Annotated in this window: 15 protein-coding genes; 7 read left to right on the forward strand and 8 right to left on the reverse strand. The window is 69.9% G+C overall.

All coding sequences use genetic code 11. The features are described 5' to 3' along the window. The 6 genes from OXN85_14230 to OXN85_14255 all read right to left on the reverse strand — a co-directional run. On the reverse strand, positions 1–377 hold a 377-nt coding region (locus OXN85_14230; protein ID MCY3601120.1), incomplete at its 3' end, for a DUF222 domain-containing protein. A 253-nt stretch (positions 378–630) separates the two neighbouring features. Then, the gene (locus OXN85_14235) at positions 631–1,047 is read right to left on the reverse strand and encodes a PIN domain nuclease (GenBank protein MCY3601121.1); all 417 of its coding nucleotides are present in this window, start codon (positions 1,045–1,047) and stop codon (positions 631–633) included. Continuing rightward, positions 1,044–1,460 carry a hypothetical protein gene (locus OXN85_14240; protein MCY3601122.1) on the reverse strand — a complete coding sequence of 139 codons (417 nt, stop codon included), beginning with the start codon at positions 1,458–1,460 and terminating at the stop codon, positions 1,044–1,046. Before OXN85_14240 ends, OXN85_14235 begins: the two co-directional genes overlap by 4 nt. Positions 1,461–1,537: 77 nt before the next feature. Further along, positions 1,538–2,542, reverse strand: a complete 1,005-nt coding sequence (locus OXN85_14245) for a sugar phosphate isomerase/epimerase (protein MCY3601123.1) — start codon at positions 2,540–2,542, stop codon at positions 1,538–1,540. Further along, positions 2,539–3,774 (reverse strand): Gfo/Idh/MocA family oxidoreductase, encoded by a 1,236-nt coding sequence (locus OXN85_14250; GenBank protein MCY3601124.1) that lies wholly within the window; start codon positions 3,772–3,774, stop codon positions 2,539–2,541. Before OXN85_14250 ends, OXN85_14245 begins: the two co-directional genes overlap by 4 nt. Next, positions 3,771–5,249, reverse strand: coding sequence for an MFS transporter (locus tag OXN85_14255; GenBank protein ID MCY3601125.1), 1,479 nt, complete (start codon positions 5,247–5,249; stop codon positions 3,771–3,773). Before OXN85_14255 ends, OXN85_14250 begins: the two co-directional genes overlap by 4 nt. A 177-nt stretch (positions 5,250–5,426) precedes the next feature. On the opposite strand from OXN85_14255, the gene OXN85_14260 reads away from it, so the two are divergent. From OXN85_14260 to OXN85_14275, 4 genes are all read left to right on the forward strand, one after another. After that, positions 5,427–7,805, forward strand: a complete 2,379-nt coding sequence (locus OXN85_14260; protein MCY3601126.1) for a DPP IV N-terminal domain-containing protein — start codon at positions 5,427–5,429, stop codon at positions 7,803–7,805. Positions 7,806–7,813: 8 nt separating this feature from the next. Next, positions 7,814–8,992 (forward strand): hypothetical protein, encoded by a 1,179-nt coding sequence (locus OXN85_14265; GenBank protein ID MCY3601127.1) that lies wholly within the window; start codon positions 7,814–7,816, stop codon positions 8,990–8,992. Positions 8,993–9,294: 302 nt separating this feature from the next. Continuing rightward, entirely contained in the window at positions 9,295–10,587 is a 1,293-nt protein-coding gene (locus tag OXN85_14270) for an AAA family ATPase (protein MCY3601128.1), read from the forward strand. Positions 10,588–10,711: 124 nt separating this feature from the next. Next, positions 10,712–12,253 (forward strand): serine hydrolase, encoded by a 1,542-nt coding sequence (locus tag OXN85_14275; GenBank protein ID MCY3601129.1) that lies wholly within the window; start codon positions 10,712–10,714, stop codon positions 12,251–12,253. Here OXN85_14275 and OXN85_14280 read toward each other — a convergent pair. Further along, positions 12,250–13,140 carry a flap endonuclease gene (locus tag OXN85_14280; GenBank protein ID MCY3601130.1) on the reverse strand — a complete coding sequence of 297 codons (891 nt, stop codon included), beginning with the start codon at positions 13,138–13,140 and terminating at the stop codon, positions 12,250–12,252. The genes OXN85_14275 and OXN85_14280 overlap by 4 nt on opposite strands. A gap of 200 nt (positions 13,141–13,340) precedes the next feature. On the opposite strand from OXN85_14280, the gene proB reads away from it, so the two are divergent. Together proB and OXN85_14290 are read left to right on the forward strand one after the other, a co-directional pair. After that, positions 13,341–14,513: a glutamate 5-kinase gene (gene proB, locus OXN85_14285; GenBank protein ID MCY3601131.1), complete on the forward strand. Its 1,173-nt coding sequence runs from the start codon at positions 13,341–13,343 to the stop codon at positions 14,511–14,513. Then, complete coding sequence (locus OXN85_14290; GenBank protein ID MCY3601132.1) at positions 14,513–15,847, forward strand: glutamate-5-semialdehyde dehydrogenase; 1,335 nt, start codon at positions 14,513–14,515, stop codon at positions 15,845–15,847. Before proB ends, OXN85_14290 begins: the two co-directional genes overlap by 1 nt. A 65-nt stretch (positions 15,848–15,912) precedes the next feature. On the opposite strand, the gene OXN85_14295 is transcribed toward OXN85_14290, so the two are convergent. After that, a complete protein-coding gene (locus OXN85_14295) occupies positions 15,913–16,704 on the reverse strand; it encodes a DUF1080 domain-containing protein (protein ID MCY3601133.1) in 792 nt (263 codons plus the stop codon). A 146-nt stretch (positions 16,705–16,850) separates the two neighbouring features. On the opposite strand from OXN85_14295, the gene OXN85_14300 reads away from it, so the two are divergent. Further along, positions 16,851–17,076, forward strand: a 226-nt coding sequence (locus OXN85_14300; GenBank protein ID MCY3601134.1) for a ribbon-helix-helix protein, CopG family, incomplete at its 3' end; no start/stop codon positions are given.

The following is a 17,076-nucleotide window of genomic DNA, read 5'->3' on the forward strand; positions in this document are numbered from 1 at the left end:
AACGCCCGGACCTTGGACCAGGAGAGCCGCCCCTTCTCCATCTCGGCCGAGGTCAGGGGCAGGTCGGCGAGGCGCCGGGCTGCCCGCAGCCGCTCCCGCGCGGCGCCGAGGGAGATCCCGGCGCGCCAGTTCAGCCAGTGGGCGCAGGAGCGCCAGCCGCTCCAGCGTTCCTCCTCATCGAAGCGGCGCAGCAGGATCAGGAGCCGATACTGGGCAGCGTCGAGGTGGGCGCAGAGTTCGGCGATCTCGTCGCCGACGGGGTCGCCGTTCAGGACCGCGGGGTGGGAGACATCAGCGTTCGAGGCATCAGCGTTCGAGGCATCAGCGTTCGAGGCATCAGCGTTCGAGGCATCGCGGGCGTCGGGCGTGACAGGCATGGCTTCTCATCCGAATCTCAGGGTTCCAAGGGGGGTACGCACTCATACCCCGATCTTCGGTAAATATTCGGGTTTCGTCTCAACCTGATCTCAACCCGATTTCCACCCGATTCTCAACCCGATCTCCCACCGATCTCCCACCGATCTCCCACCGATCTCAGCGCCCGGGACGTTCCCGCGGGAACGCCGGCGGCCGGTCCACGACCGTCGTGGCACCGTTCGAAGGGCGCCTCGAATGTCGGAGGGGCCGTGCTCAGGCGTGTGATTCCGGCGCGGTCGGAACGACGAGTTCGAGTTCCGTGAGGCGGGCGATGGTGTCGAAGTCACGATTCCGGGCCAGCAGCGGGCGACGCGCATCCAGGGCCGCGGCGGCGACGAGGCAGTCTACCGAGGACCGAATCGTCCACCCCGCGCGCCGGCAGGTACGATAGATCCGCGCTGCACCCTGGAAGTGGCCCAGCGAGTCGGGGATCAGGATCTCGAAGCGACCGAGCAGCTTCAACAGATCCGACTCCTCGGTTTCGTTGCGACAGCCTGAAAGGAGTTCCATGACCACGGGAGCGGGCGTGGCGATCGCGCTCCCGGCCTGTACGGCGTGTCTCAAAGCAAGGTTGGCGGGACTTTCGGTGCGGCGCAGGTATTCGATCCACGCGGACGTGTCGACGATCACAGGGGCTCGATCGTGTTGCCGTCTCGCATTTCGTCCAGATCTCCCTCCCAGCCCACACCCTCCATGGCGAGTGCCTCCTCCTTCGTCATCGGGACGAAGGACTGGCGGAACACCGCTTCCTTCACGGCCGCCGACCAATTGGCTCGTCCGTACCGCTTGCGCACCGCCTCCAGATCGCGCTCCGGCAATCTCACTTCGAGATCGACGAACCGCAGGCCGGCGGACTCGGAGGTCCCATATCGCGGCCCCGGCTCGCGCACGGCGAAGACGGAGCCGCCCCTCAGCTCGCGCGCCCGCGCCTCCCGCAGCGCGCGCCGCACCCACGCGGACACCGTGACGCGGTTGCGCCGCGCCGCATCGCGGATCTCATCCAGTTCCGCCTCCGGCATGACCACCTGCAGTCGCGTACTCATATCGTAAGTATGATATACTCATCACGCGTCATGCCGCAACGGGTCTCCGGGGTTCGACTCCCTTCGCGGGGCGGAGGTCAGTCCTCGGAGAAGGCGGCGTCGAAGGCGGTGGCGGAAGGCGGGAAGGTGAGGGCGCGGAGCCGCTCGCACGCTTCCCGGGCCCCGTGCTCTCGGTCCATGCCGCTGTCCTCCCACTCGATCGAGAGGGGGCCGTTGTAGCCGACCCGGTCGAGGGCGCGCAGGACCTCCTCGAAGTCCACCCGCCCGCGCCCGATGGAGCGGAAGTCCCAGCCGCGGTCCGCGTGCCCGAAGTCGAGGTGGCCGCCGAAGGCGCCGGAGCGGCGCGGGGTGTCGGACCACCACACGTCCTTCATATGGGCATGGTAAATGCGGTCGCTGAATTCGAGGATGAAACCGACGTAGTCGACGCCCTGGTAGGCGAGGTGGCTGGGATCGTAGTTGAAGCCGAATGCGGCGCGCCCCGCCACGGCCTCCACGGCCCGCGCCGCGCTGGCGGCGTCGAACGCGATCTCCGTCGGGTGTACCTCGAGGGCGAACTTCACGCCGGCCGCGTCGAAGGCGTCGAGGATCGGGTTCCAGCGGTCGGCGAAGTCGGTGAAGCCGGCGTCCACGAAGCGCGGCGGGTGCGGGGGGAAGGCGTAGGCGGCGGCCCAGATCGAGCTGCCGGTGAAGCCGTTCACGACCGGGACGCCGAGCGCAGCCGCCGCGGCGGCCGACCGGCTCATTTCCGCCGCGGCCCGCCGCCGCACGGCCTCGGGGTCGCCGTCGCCCCACACGCGATCCGGCAGAATGAGCTGGTGGCGGGCGTCGATCGGATCGCACACGGCCTGGCCGACGAGATGGTTGGAGATCGCGTGCACGTCGAGGCCGTGGGACGCCAGCAGGTCGCGCTGCCCGGCCGCGTAGCCGTCCTCCTCCGTGGCCCGCACGACGTCGAAGTGGTCCCCCCAGCAGGCCAGCTCGAGCCCGTCGTAGCCCCACGCGGCCGCCCGGGCCGCGAGCGTCTCCAGCGGCATGTCCGCCCACTGGCCGGTGAACAGCGTGATCGGTCGTGCACTCATCGCGTCGACTCCCCGCGCGCCCCGCGCTCCCCGCTCTCCCCGTGCCCCTCCGGTTCCACAGGCGGCTCTCGCGGCGGTGCGTAGCGCGCGTCCACCCACGCGCCGCGCCGCCCGCTCTCCACCGCCCGCTCGAGGAAATGAACCCCGCGCGCCCCGTCCCACACGGAGGGAAAGTCGGCCTCCGCCCCGTCCGGCGTCCGCCCCCCGTCGAGCGCGCCGATGGTCGAGATCACGTTCCGGTACAGGTTCCCGAACCCCTCGATGAATCCCTCGGGATGACCCGGCGGGACCCGCGACGCCCGCGCGGCCTCGGGCGAGATCCAGCCGTGCCCCGGGCGCCGCACCCGCGCCTGCCCGTCCGGCGTCCGGTACCACAGCGTCTGCGCGTCGTCGTGCCGCCAGGCGATGGAGCCCTCGCTCCCGAACACGCGGATCGCGAGCCCGTTCTCCTCGCCCGCCGCCACCTGCGACACCGTGAGCGTCCCGCGCACGCCGCCGCTCCAGCGCAGGAGCAGGCTCGCGTCGTCCTCGAGGCGCCGCCCCGGCACGAACGTCGTCAGCTCGCCGCACAGCGCCTCGACCTCCAGCCCGGTCACGTAGCGGGCCAAGTGGTGCGCGTGCGTCCCGATGTCCCCCAGCGCGCCGGCCACCCCCGCCCGCGCCGGGTCCGTGCGCCACACCGCCTGCGGGTGTCCCGTCTCCTCGAGCGGCGTCGCCAGCCACCCCTGGAAGTACTCGAGTTGAACGCGGCGGATCTCCCCCAGCCTCCCGCCGCGCACGAGGTGGCGCGCGTCCTTGATCATCGGATAGCCGCCGTAGTTGTGCGTGAGGGCGAACACGCGATCTCCGGCCGCCACGAGCCGGCACAGCGCCTCCGCGTCCGCGAGTTCCGTCGTCAACGGCTTGTCGCACACCACGTGGAAGCCCGCCTCGAGGAAGGTCCGCGCCACGTCGAAATGGAGATGGTTCGGGGTGACGACGATTACGAAGTCCAGCCGGTCGTTTCCGGCGCGCGCCGCCTCGGCCTCCGCCAGCTCCGCGTAGCTGCCGTACACGCGCTCCGGGTCCAGTCCGATCTCGGCTCCCTTCGCCGCCGACCGCTCCGGGTCCGACGAGAAGGCGCCGGCCGCGATCTGCGCGAGGCCGTCGAGTTCCGCGGCCATCCGGTGCACGTCTCCGATGAAGGCGCCGGGTCCGCCCCCCACCATCCCGTAGCTGAGGCGTCGCCTCATCCGTCGCCCGACTCCCTCCCGATCCGAACGGCGCGGTATCCGCCAGCCCGCCGGTCGCGCGAGTAGAGGAATCCGAAGATGAGGATGAGCGCTCCCGTGAACGGAAGGATGTACCGGAACGAGACCCGTCCCCCGTAGTTGTCGGCCGGCCCGAGAATGGCGTTGGCTCGCTCCGCCAGCGCCTCATCCCCCCCGGAGTTGATGATCGCCCGCAGCGCGTTCGCCGTAACCGATTCCGGCAGCGCGCCATCCGGTCCCACGCCGGCGAGCGCCTCGCCCACCGCGTCGCCCGCCGCCGCCAGATCCGGGGCGGTGCTCTCGTCAGCCCCGGCGAAGGCCGTCGCCGCATCGGCGAACAGCGCCTGCGTCTCGACCGCCGGAAGCCGCTCGTGCCCCACTCCATCGGCGATCCTTCCCATCCACGGCGTCGTCCACAGCCCGACGACCGCCATCCCGGTCGCCCCCATCAGCCCCAGCCCGAGCGCCCCGGAACGCGGCACTCGCTCGGACACGAAGCCGAGCATCGTCGGCCAGAAGTAGCACACGCCGACCGCGAACACGGTGGCCGAGGCGAAGGCCATCGCCGTCGTCTCCGCGTAGCTGAGCCACAGCAGCCCCACCACGGACACCGCCGCGCTCGCCGCCAGCACCCCCGGCGGCGAGAGCCGTTCGACCGCGAATCCCGCCTTGTACCGGAGCACCGCCATCAGGCCGTTGATCCACGCCAGCACGAGGATCCCCGGAATCCCGCCCGCCTCCAGCACCGGCGGCACCCAGCGGTTCGGCCCCAGTTCCGTCGAGGCCGTGATCGCCATGCAGAACAGCATCAGGATCATGAGCGGCGTCGCGAACGTCGCCCTGAACATCTCCCACATGCCCACTCCCGCCTGAACGCCCTCCGTCGGCGGAAACTCCTCCCGCCACATCAGGTGGCCGTAGATGAGGGTGGGGATGAGGACGAGGCCGATCTTCAGTTGCCACGCGGTGAGCCCGACCGAGTCGAGGCCGAAGGCGAGCACGGAGCCGATCACGATCCCGCCCGGGAACCAGACGTGGAACTGGTTCAGCTTGACCGTCTTTTGATCTGGATAGAGCGCCGCCACCAGCGGGTTGCAGGCGGCCTCGACGAGCCCGTTCCCCAGCGCCAGCGTCAGCGCTCCGGCAAACGCCTGCCAGAAACCGCCGGCCGTGATCAGGACGATCGCCCCGAGGAGATGACACGCGAAGGCGAGCCGGAGCAGGAGGCGCATGCCCAGCGTGTCGCAGAAGGGTGCGAAGAGGACCTGCGACACCGCGAAGCCCCAGATCGCCGCCCCTCCGATGAGGCCGACCTCGTAGTTCGTGAGGGTGAATTCGCCCTTCAGCGTGAGCATCACCGCGCCGACCACCGCGAACGTGACGGAGGTCGCGATGAGCGACACGCAACTGGCCAGGAAGAGCCGCTTCGGGCGCACGGAGGACGAGGTCGTATCCACGGAACACTCCTCGGATGGGGTCGGCGGGCACGCTAGCGCCGCCTCGTTCCAGTCCGCAACGGCGGCGGCGACCCTCGCGACCCTACCGGCCGCCGAACGCTTCGGTCTATTCTTTCCGGGCAGTCCACAGCGGGGCTCTTGCCGCGGGCTGCCAGGCCAGAAACCCAGGAGGATCCCGTGAAACGCCGCTCGATTCGCCGCCCGTCCCTTGTCGCGCTCCCCGCCCCCGCGCCCGCCGTCCTCGCGCTCGCCGTCCTCGCGTTCGCCGCGCTGCCGCCGGGAGCCGCCGCCCAGTCCCGGCCCTACCAGCCGGAATCCGTGAGCGCGAGCGAGTACGCGCGCGCCGAGCAGTTCCTGCCCTGGCACGCGGAGAAGCTCACGTCGGGCGTCACGGTGAACCCCCGCTGGCTCGACGCCAACCGCTTCTGGTACCGCAACCAGGTGTTCGGCGGCCACGAGTTCATCATGATCGACGCCGCGGCCCGCACCCGCCGCCCCGTCTTCGACCACGACCGGCTCGCCGCCGCCCTCTCCGAGGCTTCCGACGAGAGCCACGAGGCGACGGATCTTCCCTTCGACGAGTTCGAGTTCAACGCGTCCGGCGGCATCCGCTTCTGGACGGACACCCACGAACGCTGGGACTGCGACATCGGGGCCTACCGCTGTACCGGCCCGGACTCCGTCGCGCGGGCGACGCACGAGATCGATTCCCCCGACGGCGCGCTCGCCGTCTTCTCGCGCGACGAGAATCTGTGGGTCCGCGACACGGACTCCGACGAGGAGCGTCAGCTCTCGACGGACGGGGAGCTGCACTGGGGCTACGGCGTCGCGCCGGAGGGCTGCTGCCAGGAGATCTCGAACCGCCGCCGGGAGTTCAAGCCGCCCCCGGTCGCCGAGTGGTCCCCCGATGGCCGCCGGATCGTGACCCACCGCTACGACGAACGCGACGTCGCGGACCTTCACCTGCTCGAGGCCGCGACCGGGCGCCCAATCCTCCACAGCTACCGCTACGCGCTCCCCGGCGATTCCATCGTCCCCACCTGGCAACTCCACATCTTCGACGCCGACACCGGCGCACAGGTGCGGGCCGACTACGACCCCGTCGTCGGCTACTTCGGCGGCGCGGACACGACCTGGCACGCCGCCCAGTGGACCCCGGACGCCGCCCGCGTCTACTTCTCGCACCATTCGCGCGACTTCAAGAACCAGACGCTCGTCGAAGTCGACGCGACGTCGGGCGCGTCCCGCAGAGTCATCGTCGAGAGCGGCGACACCTGGGTGGAGCTGAACCAGCTCCGCACGCCCTACAACTGGCGCGTGCTCGACAACGGGAGCGAGTTCATCTGGTTCTCCGAGCGCGAGGGCTGGGGCCACCTCTACCTGCACGACCTCGCCACCGGAGAGATGAAGAACCGGATCACGCAGGGGTCCTGGCTCGTCGTCCAGCTCCTGGCCGTCGATGAGGCCGCGCGGCAGGTCTACTTCACCGGCGTGGGACGCGAGCCCGGGCGCGATCCGTACCGGCAGCACCTCTATCGCGCGTCGCTCGACGGCGGCGGGGTCACGCTCCTCTCGCCGGAGGACGCCCACCACGCGGTCTCCGCCTCACCTGACGGCCGCTACTTCGTGGACACGCACTCCACGCGCTCGACGGCCCCGGTCACCGTCCTCAGGGATGAGGCCGGCCGCGCGGTGATGACGGTCGAGCAGGGCGACATCTCCCCGCTGCTCGAGGCCGGCTGGGAGCCCCCGGTGCGCTTCTCCGCCAAGGCGCGCGACGGGGTGACCGACGTGTACGGCTATCTCTGGCTCCCCCCGCACATGGAGGAGGGGGCCGTCTATCCCGTCATCGACTACGTCTACCCCGGGCCCCAGATCGGCCCCATCCGCACGCCCGGCTTCACCTCCGGGCCGCGGGGCCAGGGCCACGCGCTCGCCCAGCTCGGGTTCATCACCTTCGCGGTCGACGCCATGGGCACGCCGTATCGTTCGAAGGCCTTCCACGAGAGCTACTACGGCAACATGCGGGACAACGGGATCCCCGATCACGTCTCGGCGCTCAAGGCGCTCGCCCTCCGCTATCCCATCGACATCGAGCGGGTGGGGATCTTCGGCCACTCCGGCGGCGGCTTCTCCTCGACCGACGCCATCCTGACCTTCCCGGACTTCTTCAAGGTCGCGGTGTCGGGGGCGGGGAACCACGACCAGCGCGGGTACCACTTCCCGTGGGGGGAGAAATATCACGGGCTGCTGGAACGGAACCCGGACGGGACGGACAGCTTCGACTCGCAGGCGAACCAGAACATCGCCTCGAACCTCAAGGGGAAGCTGCTGCTCCACTACGGGTCGCTGGACGACAACGTGCACCCGAACATGACGCTGCTCGTGGCCGACGCCCTCATTGAGGCGAACAAGACGTTCGACATGCTCGTGTTCCCGAACCGGAACCACGGCTACGCGCGCGAGCCGTACCTGATCCGGCGCACCTGGGACTACTTCGTCGAGCACCTCATGGGCGCCGATCCCCCGGTCGACTACCGGATCGTCCAGCCGTAGGCGACGCCGTGACCCGACCGCTTCTCCTCGTCCTCCTGCCCTTTCTCGCATCCTGTCAGGGCAGCGAGGCCGGCCCGCCCCTCGTCGTGCGGAGCGACAGCGCCGGCATCGAGATCGTCGAGGCCATGCGGCCGCTCTGGGGCGACTCGAGTCTCTGGCGCCTCGATCCGGATCCGCTCGTCGACCTCACGCTCTCGGGCGATGGCCCCCGCCACGAGTTCCATGGGCTCCGCGACATGAAGCAGCGCCCGGACGGTTCACTCGTGATTGCCGACGGGAGCTCGCAGGAAGTGCGGGTGTTCTCCGCGGCCGGCGAGTTCCTGGGGTCGTTCGGCGGGAGCGGCGATGGCCCCGGCGAATTCAGGAGCCTGCGGCGGATCGAGAACGCGGGCGACACCCTCCTGGCCCTCGACCGGGGACGCGTCACCGTAGCCACTCACGATCTGACGGTGGTCGGGACGTTCAACATCGATCCCTGGACGATCGACCTGCACGATCTCGGCGGGGGCCGGATCCTGCCGGAGGTATCGCGGCCGGTGTTGCCGATGGATGGCCTTGCCGGACCGGTTCGGCCTCCGCAGCCTCTCGTGCTCCTCGACCTGGAGGGGACCCGGATCGACAGCGTCGGCGAACTGCGGGGAGCCGAGGTGCACGTACTCGTCCGCGACGGCTCGTACGTCGGGACGGCGCCCCACTTTTTCGGCAAACAGTCTCACGTGACCGCCCTGGGCGGGCACATCCTGCGGGGATCTTCCGACGCGATGCAGCTGGAGGAACTGGACCTGTCCGGAAACATCGTGCGCATCCTGCGCATCCCCGACTATCCCCTGGACCTGAGCGAGGCTCTGATCGCCGCGGAACGGGATTTTCTGCTCGACGGATTCACGCCCGGACACCCGTTGAAGGCGCCCTTCGAGGCGGCTCCGGTTTCGGACACCCGACCCGCCTTCACCGACATCCACGTCGACCCCTCGGGAGCGGTGTGGCTGGAACTTCACCGGGGAGAAACCGAGCGTGACCAGCCGGAGAAGTGGCTGGTGCTGGACGCCGATGGGACCTGGCTCGGGACCGTCGAGATGCCGGACGGCTTCCGCGTGGCGGACATCGCCATGGACGCCGTACTCGGCGTCCGGGAGGATGCGCTCGACATCCAACATCCCCAGCTCCTCCGCCTGACGAGGAACTGATCGGGAAACGTTCCCGCGGGAACGTCCCGCACCCCCGGTTGGCATCGTTTGCAGGATTTTGTATACATTATTCTCCATGTCGTGGATGATTTGGTATACATTATCGGACATCCGTATCGGGAGTCTACAGGGGGGCGATCCTGCACAGCACCGCTGAACTGCGCGAAATCCTGGCCCGCACCGGCTGGTGGACGGATCCCCACGGGTGGATCCGGTCGGATCCGGACCTGCGCCGGGCACGCGAGGCCCCCTTCGATTACAACGCGGGTGTGCTCAAAGGACTCGTGCCGGGAGGGCTCTACGTGCTCCGCGGGCCACGGCGCGTCGGCAAGTCGGTCGAGATCAAGAAGACGGTGCGAGGTCTCATCGAACGTGGCGAAGACCCCCGCTGCATCATCCACATCGCGGCCGACGAACTCGAGGCCGCCGACCTGCGAAGAGTCGTGGACGCTGCGGACGCGATCACTCCGGCGTCGGAACGGCGCTTCTGGTTCTTCGATGAGATCACCGCCATCCCCGACGGGTGGCCGGCGGCGATCAAGTGGTTGCGCGACAACGACCTTCGCTTCGGGATGGATACGGTGGTTCTCACGGGCTCCTCCGCCCGCGACCTCACGGAAGCAGTAAAGGCGCTGGCCGGTCGGCGCGGCGGGGCGGTGGACTCGGACCGCGTCCTCCTGCCTATGTCCTTCCGGAGCTTTCTGCGAGCGTCGCGTGTTGTGGAGGGGAATAGGGACGTCCCTCTTCCGCCCCATGAGGAACCCATCTCCGTGGCGGAGTTGTCGCCGGAGGTTCTGACTGAATCCGCGCGAGAGCTGGCGCCGTGGCTGCCGCATCTCGTGCGCGAATGGGAGACCTACCTCGCAGTGGGTGGGTTTCCGCAAGCCGTGGCGGCACACGCTGCGGTGGATCCCCCGACTACGGAGTCTGGCCACGGAGAGGCGGTGCGAGCTCTCAGGGAGAGCTTGCTCGACGTGATCCGGGGAGAGGCGTTCGGTCAGTCTGCATGGTCGCGTGCACATACAGACGCCTTCATGCGGCGTCTGGCGGCCGGAATCGGGTCACCGACCAACTGCAGCGACATCGCTTCCGACACCGGCACGTCGGCCAACACCGTGCGGCGCAGGATCGATACGCTGCGCGAGAGCTTCGTCGTGTGGCCCTGTTACCGGGAACACCGTCTGGCGCCAGCGCTCCGGGCGCAGGAAAAGACGTACTTCACCGACCCCATCTTCTCGGCGCTATCTCCGCGTCCCCGGCGGAGGATCGACGTGTCGCTTCTCTCGGAGCAACAACTGGGGATGACCTTGGTCCGCGCCTTCCTGCGTCGGGATGCCGGGGGGTACCCGAACTTCGATGCGGTCCTCCATCATCGGACGCGCAGCCGCAAGGAAATCGACTTTGCGGGGCCCGGCTTCGGAGGTCTCGCGATCGAGTCGAAGTATGTGGACGGAGACCGGTGGAAGCGGGCGGCACCCACGCTGAAAGCGTCTCCGTGGCGCGGCGTCGTCGCCACGAGGGCGGCGCTGGACATGCGCGATCCGGATCTGTCCGCGGTTCCCACGGCGCTGCTCGTATGGCTGCTGGGAGGGTGATGCGTTTCTCGTCGACTGCTTGTCACGCGCGGTCGCTCTGACCACGTTCCACTGAGCGTCCGTGGCTCGAAGCCGAGGCCGGGCGACTGGAACCCGACCGTACCTGGATGACCGGAGGATCCCGATGCGCCGCGCCCCTGATCGAACGTTCGTGACGCACCTCTGCTGTGCGCTTTCGCTCTCCCTGTTCGGCCTTCTGGCCTGCGCGCCGGAGGACGGCGCCGAAGTGGGGATGGAGTCCACGCAGGAGGTGCCCCCGGGTGATGGCTCCGACGAGAGCCTGATCGCCCGCGGAGAGGCGCTGGAACTGCCCACCGAGTGGGATCCGCCCCCTGGCGAGCCGATCGTGCACCACACGGCGGGCTTCGCGAAGACGCTCTGCTCGGGGACGTTCATCACCGGACTCGACTGGCGCGATGCGGCGGCCAACGTGGGCGGCTTCACGGCGCCCTTCCAGCACCGCGGGGCGGTCGTCGACACGGTCGTGGACATGGAGGCGCAGACGGTGAGCCTCACGCTCGGCTCGGGGATCACGCGCACCGCCAAGCTGTACGGCAGCCAGGGCTGCATCACGCAGCCGCTGGGCCAGGATTCGATCTACTTCACGCCCTCCGTCGTGGAGCCGATGACCCCGGATCCCGCCACCACGCCGTGGCCCATGGGGGATGTGCTCCCGGACGAGCCGTACCCGCCCGAGATCGACATGGACAAGGTCAACGAGGCGGTCGAGGTCGCGATGGACCAGGACGGGATGACGCTCGGCTTCGTCGTCACCTACCAGGGCCGGATCATCGGCGAGGACTACGGCCCCGGCGTCGACATGCACACCCCGTTCGAGAGCTGGTCGAAGGGGAAGTCGCTCACCGGGACGCTGATGGCCGTTCTCATCCAGCAGGGCGTGTACGGCCTGTGGCAGCGCGCCCCGATCCCGGAATGGCAGGACGACGACAGGAAGAACATCCGCATCGCGGACATCATGCGCATGTCGAGCGGGATCCGGATCGTAGCGCCGCAGGACCCGGGTTATACGGAGGAGATGGGGTATCCCGACCACCTCTACCTCTACACCGGCGAGAACGCCTTCGAGTGGGCCGCGACCCGCCCGCAGCAGTGGGAGCCCAACACCGTGGGGCGGTACCGGAACACCGATCCGGCGCTCACGAACTACCTGGTCCGCCTCGGCGTCGAGGGGCGCGGCGACGACTATCACGCCTTCCCGCAGCGCAACCTGTTCGACAAGCTCGGGATCCGGAACTTCATCATGGAGACGGACCCGAACGGGAACTTCCTCACCCAGGGCTACGAGTTCGGCTCCGCCCGCGACTGGGCGCGACTGGGCAACCTCTACCTGCAGGACGGCGTGTGGGAGGGTGAGCGCATCCTCCCCGAGGGGTACGTCGACTACGCCATGGAGGTCGCGCCGGCCTGGATCGCCGACGGACGGCCCGTCTACGGCGGCGGCTTCGTGTGGAAGGACCTCGGCTTCCCGATCGAGGACGACTACGGCGGCTTCGCGGGTGCCGGCGGCCAGTATACCGTGTTCATCCCGGCGCGCGGCCTCGTCATCACACGCCTCGGCAAGTACACGGGCTCCGGCCCGGGCGCAGAGAATCTGCGAGCCGCGATCGCCCTCCTGATGGAGGCCGTCCCGCCGATCGGCGACTAGCCGGGCGGTTCCCGGCGCGCCGCGGCCAGGCGCTCCGCGCGGGAGGGCAGGTCCGGGGCGTCGAGGATCGCGGCGACGAGTTTGAAGTCGTCTCGGGGTCCCGTCCATGCGAGGTCGTCCACGCTCGCTGACACCGGGGCGTCCCGGACGAGCGTGGCGAGGCGGCGGAAGAGGAGCGCGTCGTCCAGTCCGTTGCGCAGCGTTTGGGCGAGGCGTTCGGGGCCGCGCACGGCGATGTCCCAATCTCGTCCGTCCGAGGGGATGTCCTCGATGCGGCCATAGCGCGCGAGTACGGCGGCAGCGGTCTTGGCGCCGAAGCCGCGGATGCCGGGGAATCCGTCCGCGGAATCTCCGACGAGGGCCAGCCAATCGGGGATCGACGCGGGCGGCACCCCGAACTTCTCGACCACGCCGGCCTCGTCGCGGAGGAGGCGCTGCCGACGGTCGAACTGCACGATGCGGTCGCCCTCCACGCACTGGGCGAGGTCCTTGTCCGGCGTGCAGATGTAGACGCGCTCCACGCGTGGGTCCGCGGCGGCCATCGCGGCGCCGGCGGCCATCGCGTCGTCGGCCTCGTGCTCCACCATCGGCCACACGACGAACCCCGCCGAGGCGAGCGCCTCCTCGACGAGCGGGAACTGCGAGTAGAGCGCCGGGTCGATGCCGGAGCCGTCCTTGTACCCGGGCCACAGCTCGTTGCGGAAGGACTCGATGACGCGGTCCGTGGCGATCGCGACGTGCGTGGCGCCGCCCTCGAGGAGGCCGAACATCGAAGCCACGACCCCGCGGGCCGCTCCCACCTCGTGACCGCCGGCGTTCTTCGCCGAGGGCGCGCCGTAGAAGTGCCGGAACAACTCGTAGGTGCCGTCGATGAGGTGGACCTGCACGCGAACTCCGCCTTCCGCTGACGCCCCGCCGCGACGCTCCCCCCGTCCCGCTCCCGCCCCCGAAGCGTCGTGCGTCGGAGCACGGTGTGCAACGGCCTGCTCCGGGGACTGGTGCCGAAGGAGCGCCGGTGTACCTTTGGTGGCCTTCCGCCGGCCCCCAGGCCGGCTGTGGGTCCCGGTCCCGCTGTGAGGCGTTCCACGTGAGCCAGCTCCAACCAGTCCCGACGCCGCAAGGCGCCGACGCCGCCGCGCCGCCCGTCACGCGCGAGGCGATCGCCACGGCCGACCGGGTCGTCCTCAAGGTGGGGACGGGCGTCGTCACGCACGACGATGGGACGATCGCCCTCTCTCGCCTCTTCCGCGTGGTGGAGAGCGCGAGCCGCCTGCGGCGGGAGGGGCGGGAGGTCCTCATCGTGACTTCGGGAGCGGTGGGACTCGGACGCGTCGCCCTCCAGCTCCCCGAACCGCCCGCGACGGCCGCGCTGAAGCAGACATGCGCCGCGATCGGACAGAGCCGGCTCATGGAACTCTACCAGCAGGGGTTCGCCCGGCTCGGCGTCACCTGCGCGCAGATCCTCATCACGTGGACGGACTTCGATGACCGGGTGCGCTACCTGAACCTGCACGAGACGCTGCAGAGTCTCTTCCGGCTCGGCGTCGTGCCCGTCGTAAACGAGAACGACGCCATCTCGCTGAACGACCGCGTGTACCGGGGGACCGGCAAGCGGCCGATCTTCGACGACAACGACCGGCTCGGGGCGCTGGTCGCGAGCGAACTGGCGGCGGATCTGATCGTGCTCCTCACGGACGTGCCGGGGGTCATGACGGCCGACCCCAGGCGCGACCCGGAGGCGCGGCTGGTCGGCCGCATCGACCGGCCGGACGAGCACGGACTCGACGTGGACGGGCGTTCCGGGCTCGGCCGGGGCGGCATGGCGAGCAAGCTGGAGGCGGCCCGGGTCGCGTCGCGCGGAGGGTGCCACACCGTCATCGCGTCGGGCGTCGATCCGGGCGCGCTCGACCGCGTCCTGGCCGGCGAGGAGGAGGGAACCTGGATCCCCCCGCGCGCCGCCCTCTCCTCGCGCAGCCGCTGGATCGCGTACTGTTCGCACCCGCGCGGGACGCTGGTCCTGGCGGAGGGGGGCGCCGAACGTCTCCGGGGCGGCGAGTCGCTGAGGGCGGCGGACGTCGGGCAGGCGGAAGGCGAGTTCCGGCGCGGCGACGTGGTCGAGGTTCGGGCGCTCGACGGATCCCTGGTCGGACGGGGCGTCGTCGCGCTCGACTCGCGGCTCGTCCTCCAGGCGACCTCTCACAAGGCGGGGGCCGGCGTCCAGGTTGTGGGGCGGGAGCATCTCATCCTCAAGGAATCGTGATGGAAGCCACTACATTGAAGCGCGAACCGACGGGGAAGCGGGAACCGATGGAGACGCTGAGGGAGCGGGCGGCCGGAGTGCGGGCGGCGCAACGCACCATCGGAAGTGCCGAGGCGGAGCGCAGGACGGCGGCGCTCCGCGCGCTGAAAGCGGTCCTGGTCCGCTCGCGGGCCGAGATCTCGCGGGCGAACGACGAGGACCTGGCGCGCGCGGCGGAGGAAGGGCTTTCCGGGTCCCTCCTCCACCGGCTGGGGCTCCCCGATGCGAAGTTCGAAAGCCTGCTGGAAGGGATCGACGCGCTGGTCGCAGGCGAGGATCCGATCGACCGCGTCCTCACGCGCACGGAACTCGACGAGGGGCTCGTCCTCGAGCGTGTGCGCAGCCCGCTCGGCGTCCTTCTCATCATCTTCGAGAGCCGGCCCGACGCGGTGATCCAGATCGGATCGCTCGCCATCCGCTCCGGGAACGGCGTCATCATGAAGGGCGGCCGCGAGGCGGCCCGCTCCAACGAGGTGCTCGTCGGCTGTCTGCGGCAGGCGCTCGCTGAAGCCGGCCTCGATCGCCGGGCCGTCCTCGGCGTCCCGGACCGTCGGGATGTCGACGAACTGCTCGCGCTGGATGACCTCATCGACCTCGTGATCCCGCGGGGCTCCGGGGCGCTGGTCCGCTCGATCCAGGAGCGGAGCCGGATTCCGGTGCTGGGGCACGCGGAGGGCGTGTGCCACCTCTACGTGGACGCGTCGGCGGACCCGGAGATGGCGCTGCGGCTCGCCGTGGATGGAAAGTGCGACTACCCGGCGGCCTGCAACGCAACGGAAACGCTGCTCGTGCACGAGGCCTTCCTGCCGCGGCTGGGCCCGGTCGGAGAGGCGCTCCGCGAGCGCGGGGTCGAACTCCGCTGCGACGAGCCCTCCCGCCGGGTCCTGCCGTGGGCCGAGGCGGCGTCCGAGGAGGACTGGGGGCGCGAGTTCGGCGACCTCACGCTGGCCGTGCGGACCGTGGCGGGCGTGGAGGAGGCCGTCGACTTCATTCACGCGTACGGGAGCAGCCACACCGACGCGATCGTGGCCGAGGACCCGGCCGTCGCGGAACGGTTCCTGAAGGCCGTGGATGCGGCGAGCGTGTTCCACAACGCGAGCACCCGCTTCGCGGACGGCTTCCGCTACGGGCTCGGGGCGGAGGTGGGGATCAGCACGGCCCGCATCCACGCGCGCGGCCCGGTCGGCGTCGAGGGCCTCCTCACGACGCGCTGGCTGCTGCGCGGCAAGGGGCAGGGCGCCGCGGACTACGGCCCCGGCAAGCGCAGCTTCACCCACCGCCCCCTGCGCAACTGAATACGGTCTGAAACGCGCGGGACGTTCCCGCGGGAACGCCGCTGGCCAGCCGCTGCCGCCGGCCGCTACTGGATGCGGCGGACGCGGAGGTTGCGGTACCAGACGGGGTCGCCGTGGTCCTGCAGGCCGAGATGGCCCTCGTGGTGCCGGCCGTAGTCGGGCCACTCCACGAACTTGCTCCCTGCCACCAGCGCCTCCCACTCGTCCGAACCGATTCCGTACTCGACGATCCGGACGCCGTTCAGCCAGTGGACGACCCGGTTGCCGCGGCGGACGATCCGGACTGCGTTCCATTCACCGACCGGGCGGGTGACGTCCTCGGGAGGTGCGTGCAGGCCGTAGTTCGATCCCGCCGACGTGAGCGGATCGCCGCCGTCGTAGTGCCCCGCGTTGTCGAGGACCTGCATTTCGGGGCCCGACTCGAACGCGCGCTCGGTGTTCTCGGAGATGCCGAAGAAGATCCCGCTGTTGCCGGCCTCGCCGACCTTCCACTCGAGGCGCAGGTCGAAGTCCGTATAGGTCTCGCGCGTGATGAGCGTCCCGCCCCCGACACCGGGCGTGAAGGCGAGCGCGCCCTCCTTCGCGCTCCAGCCCGCGGGGACATCGTCCATCCGGAACCCCCGCCACGCGTCGAGCGACTCCCCGTCGAAGAGAAGTTCGAAGCCCTCTGCGGCCTCCTCCGCGGAGAGTCGGTTGGCGGCCATTTGCGCCTCGGCATCCGCGTCGGCCGGCGCCCCGTCCTCCATCTCCGACCCCGCCTCCGCCTGCCCGCACCCCGCCGCGCCGACCGCGCCGAAGATCAGGAGGACCGACGTGGCGGCGGACGACAGCTTGAACGAATCGATGCGTCGCTTCACGACTGAACTCCGCGTTCCAAACCGAATCGAGTGGCTCGCCTCACGGTAGACCCCGCGCCCGACCGCCACAACCACACAGGGGCCGAAACCGCTAGCTTCCAGGGCCAGGGTTTGGTACGCTGCGCTGGAGTCGGAAGGGGGTTTACATGTTGTCCATACAGCTTCCAGAAGAGATCGAAGCGCGACTCGACCGTCTCGCAAGGAAGACGGGCCGCACGAAGAGCGACTATGCGTGTGAAGCCATCCTTGAGAAGATCGAGGATCTGGAAGACGTGTATCTGGCCGAACAGGTTCTGGACCGCATCCGGAAGGGGGAACGTCGACCAGGTCGTGATCACGTCGGCCGACGAGGACCGCCCGAGCGCCGCCGAC

This window comes from Candidatus Palauibacter australiensis, from assembly GCA_026705295.1.
Lineage (GTDB): Bacteria > Gemmatimonadota > Gemmatimonadetes > Palauibacterales > Palauibacteraceae > Palauibacter > Palauibacter australiensis.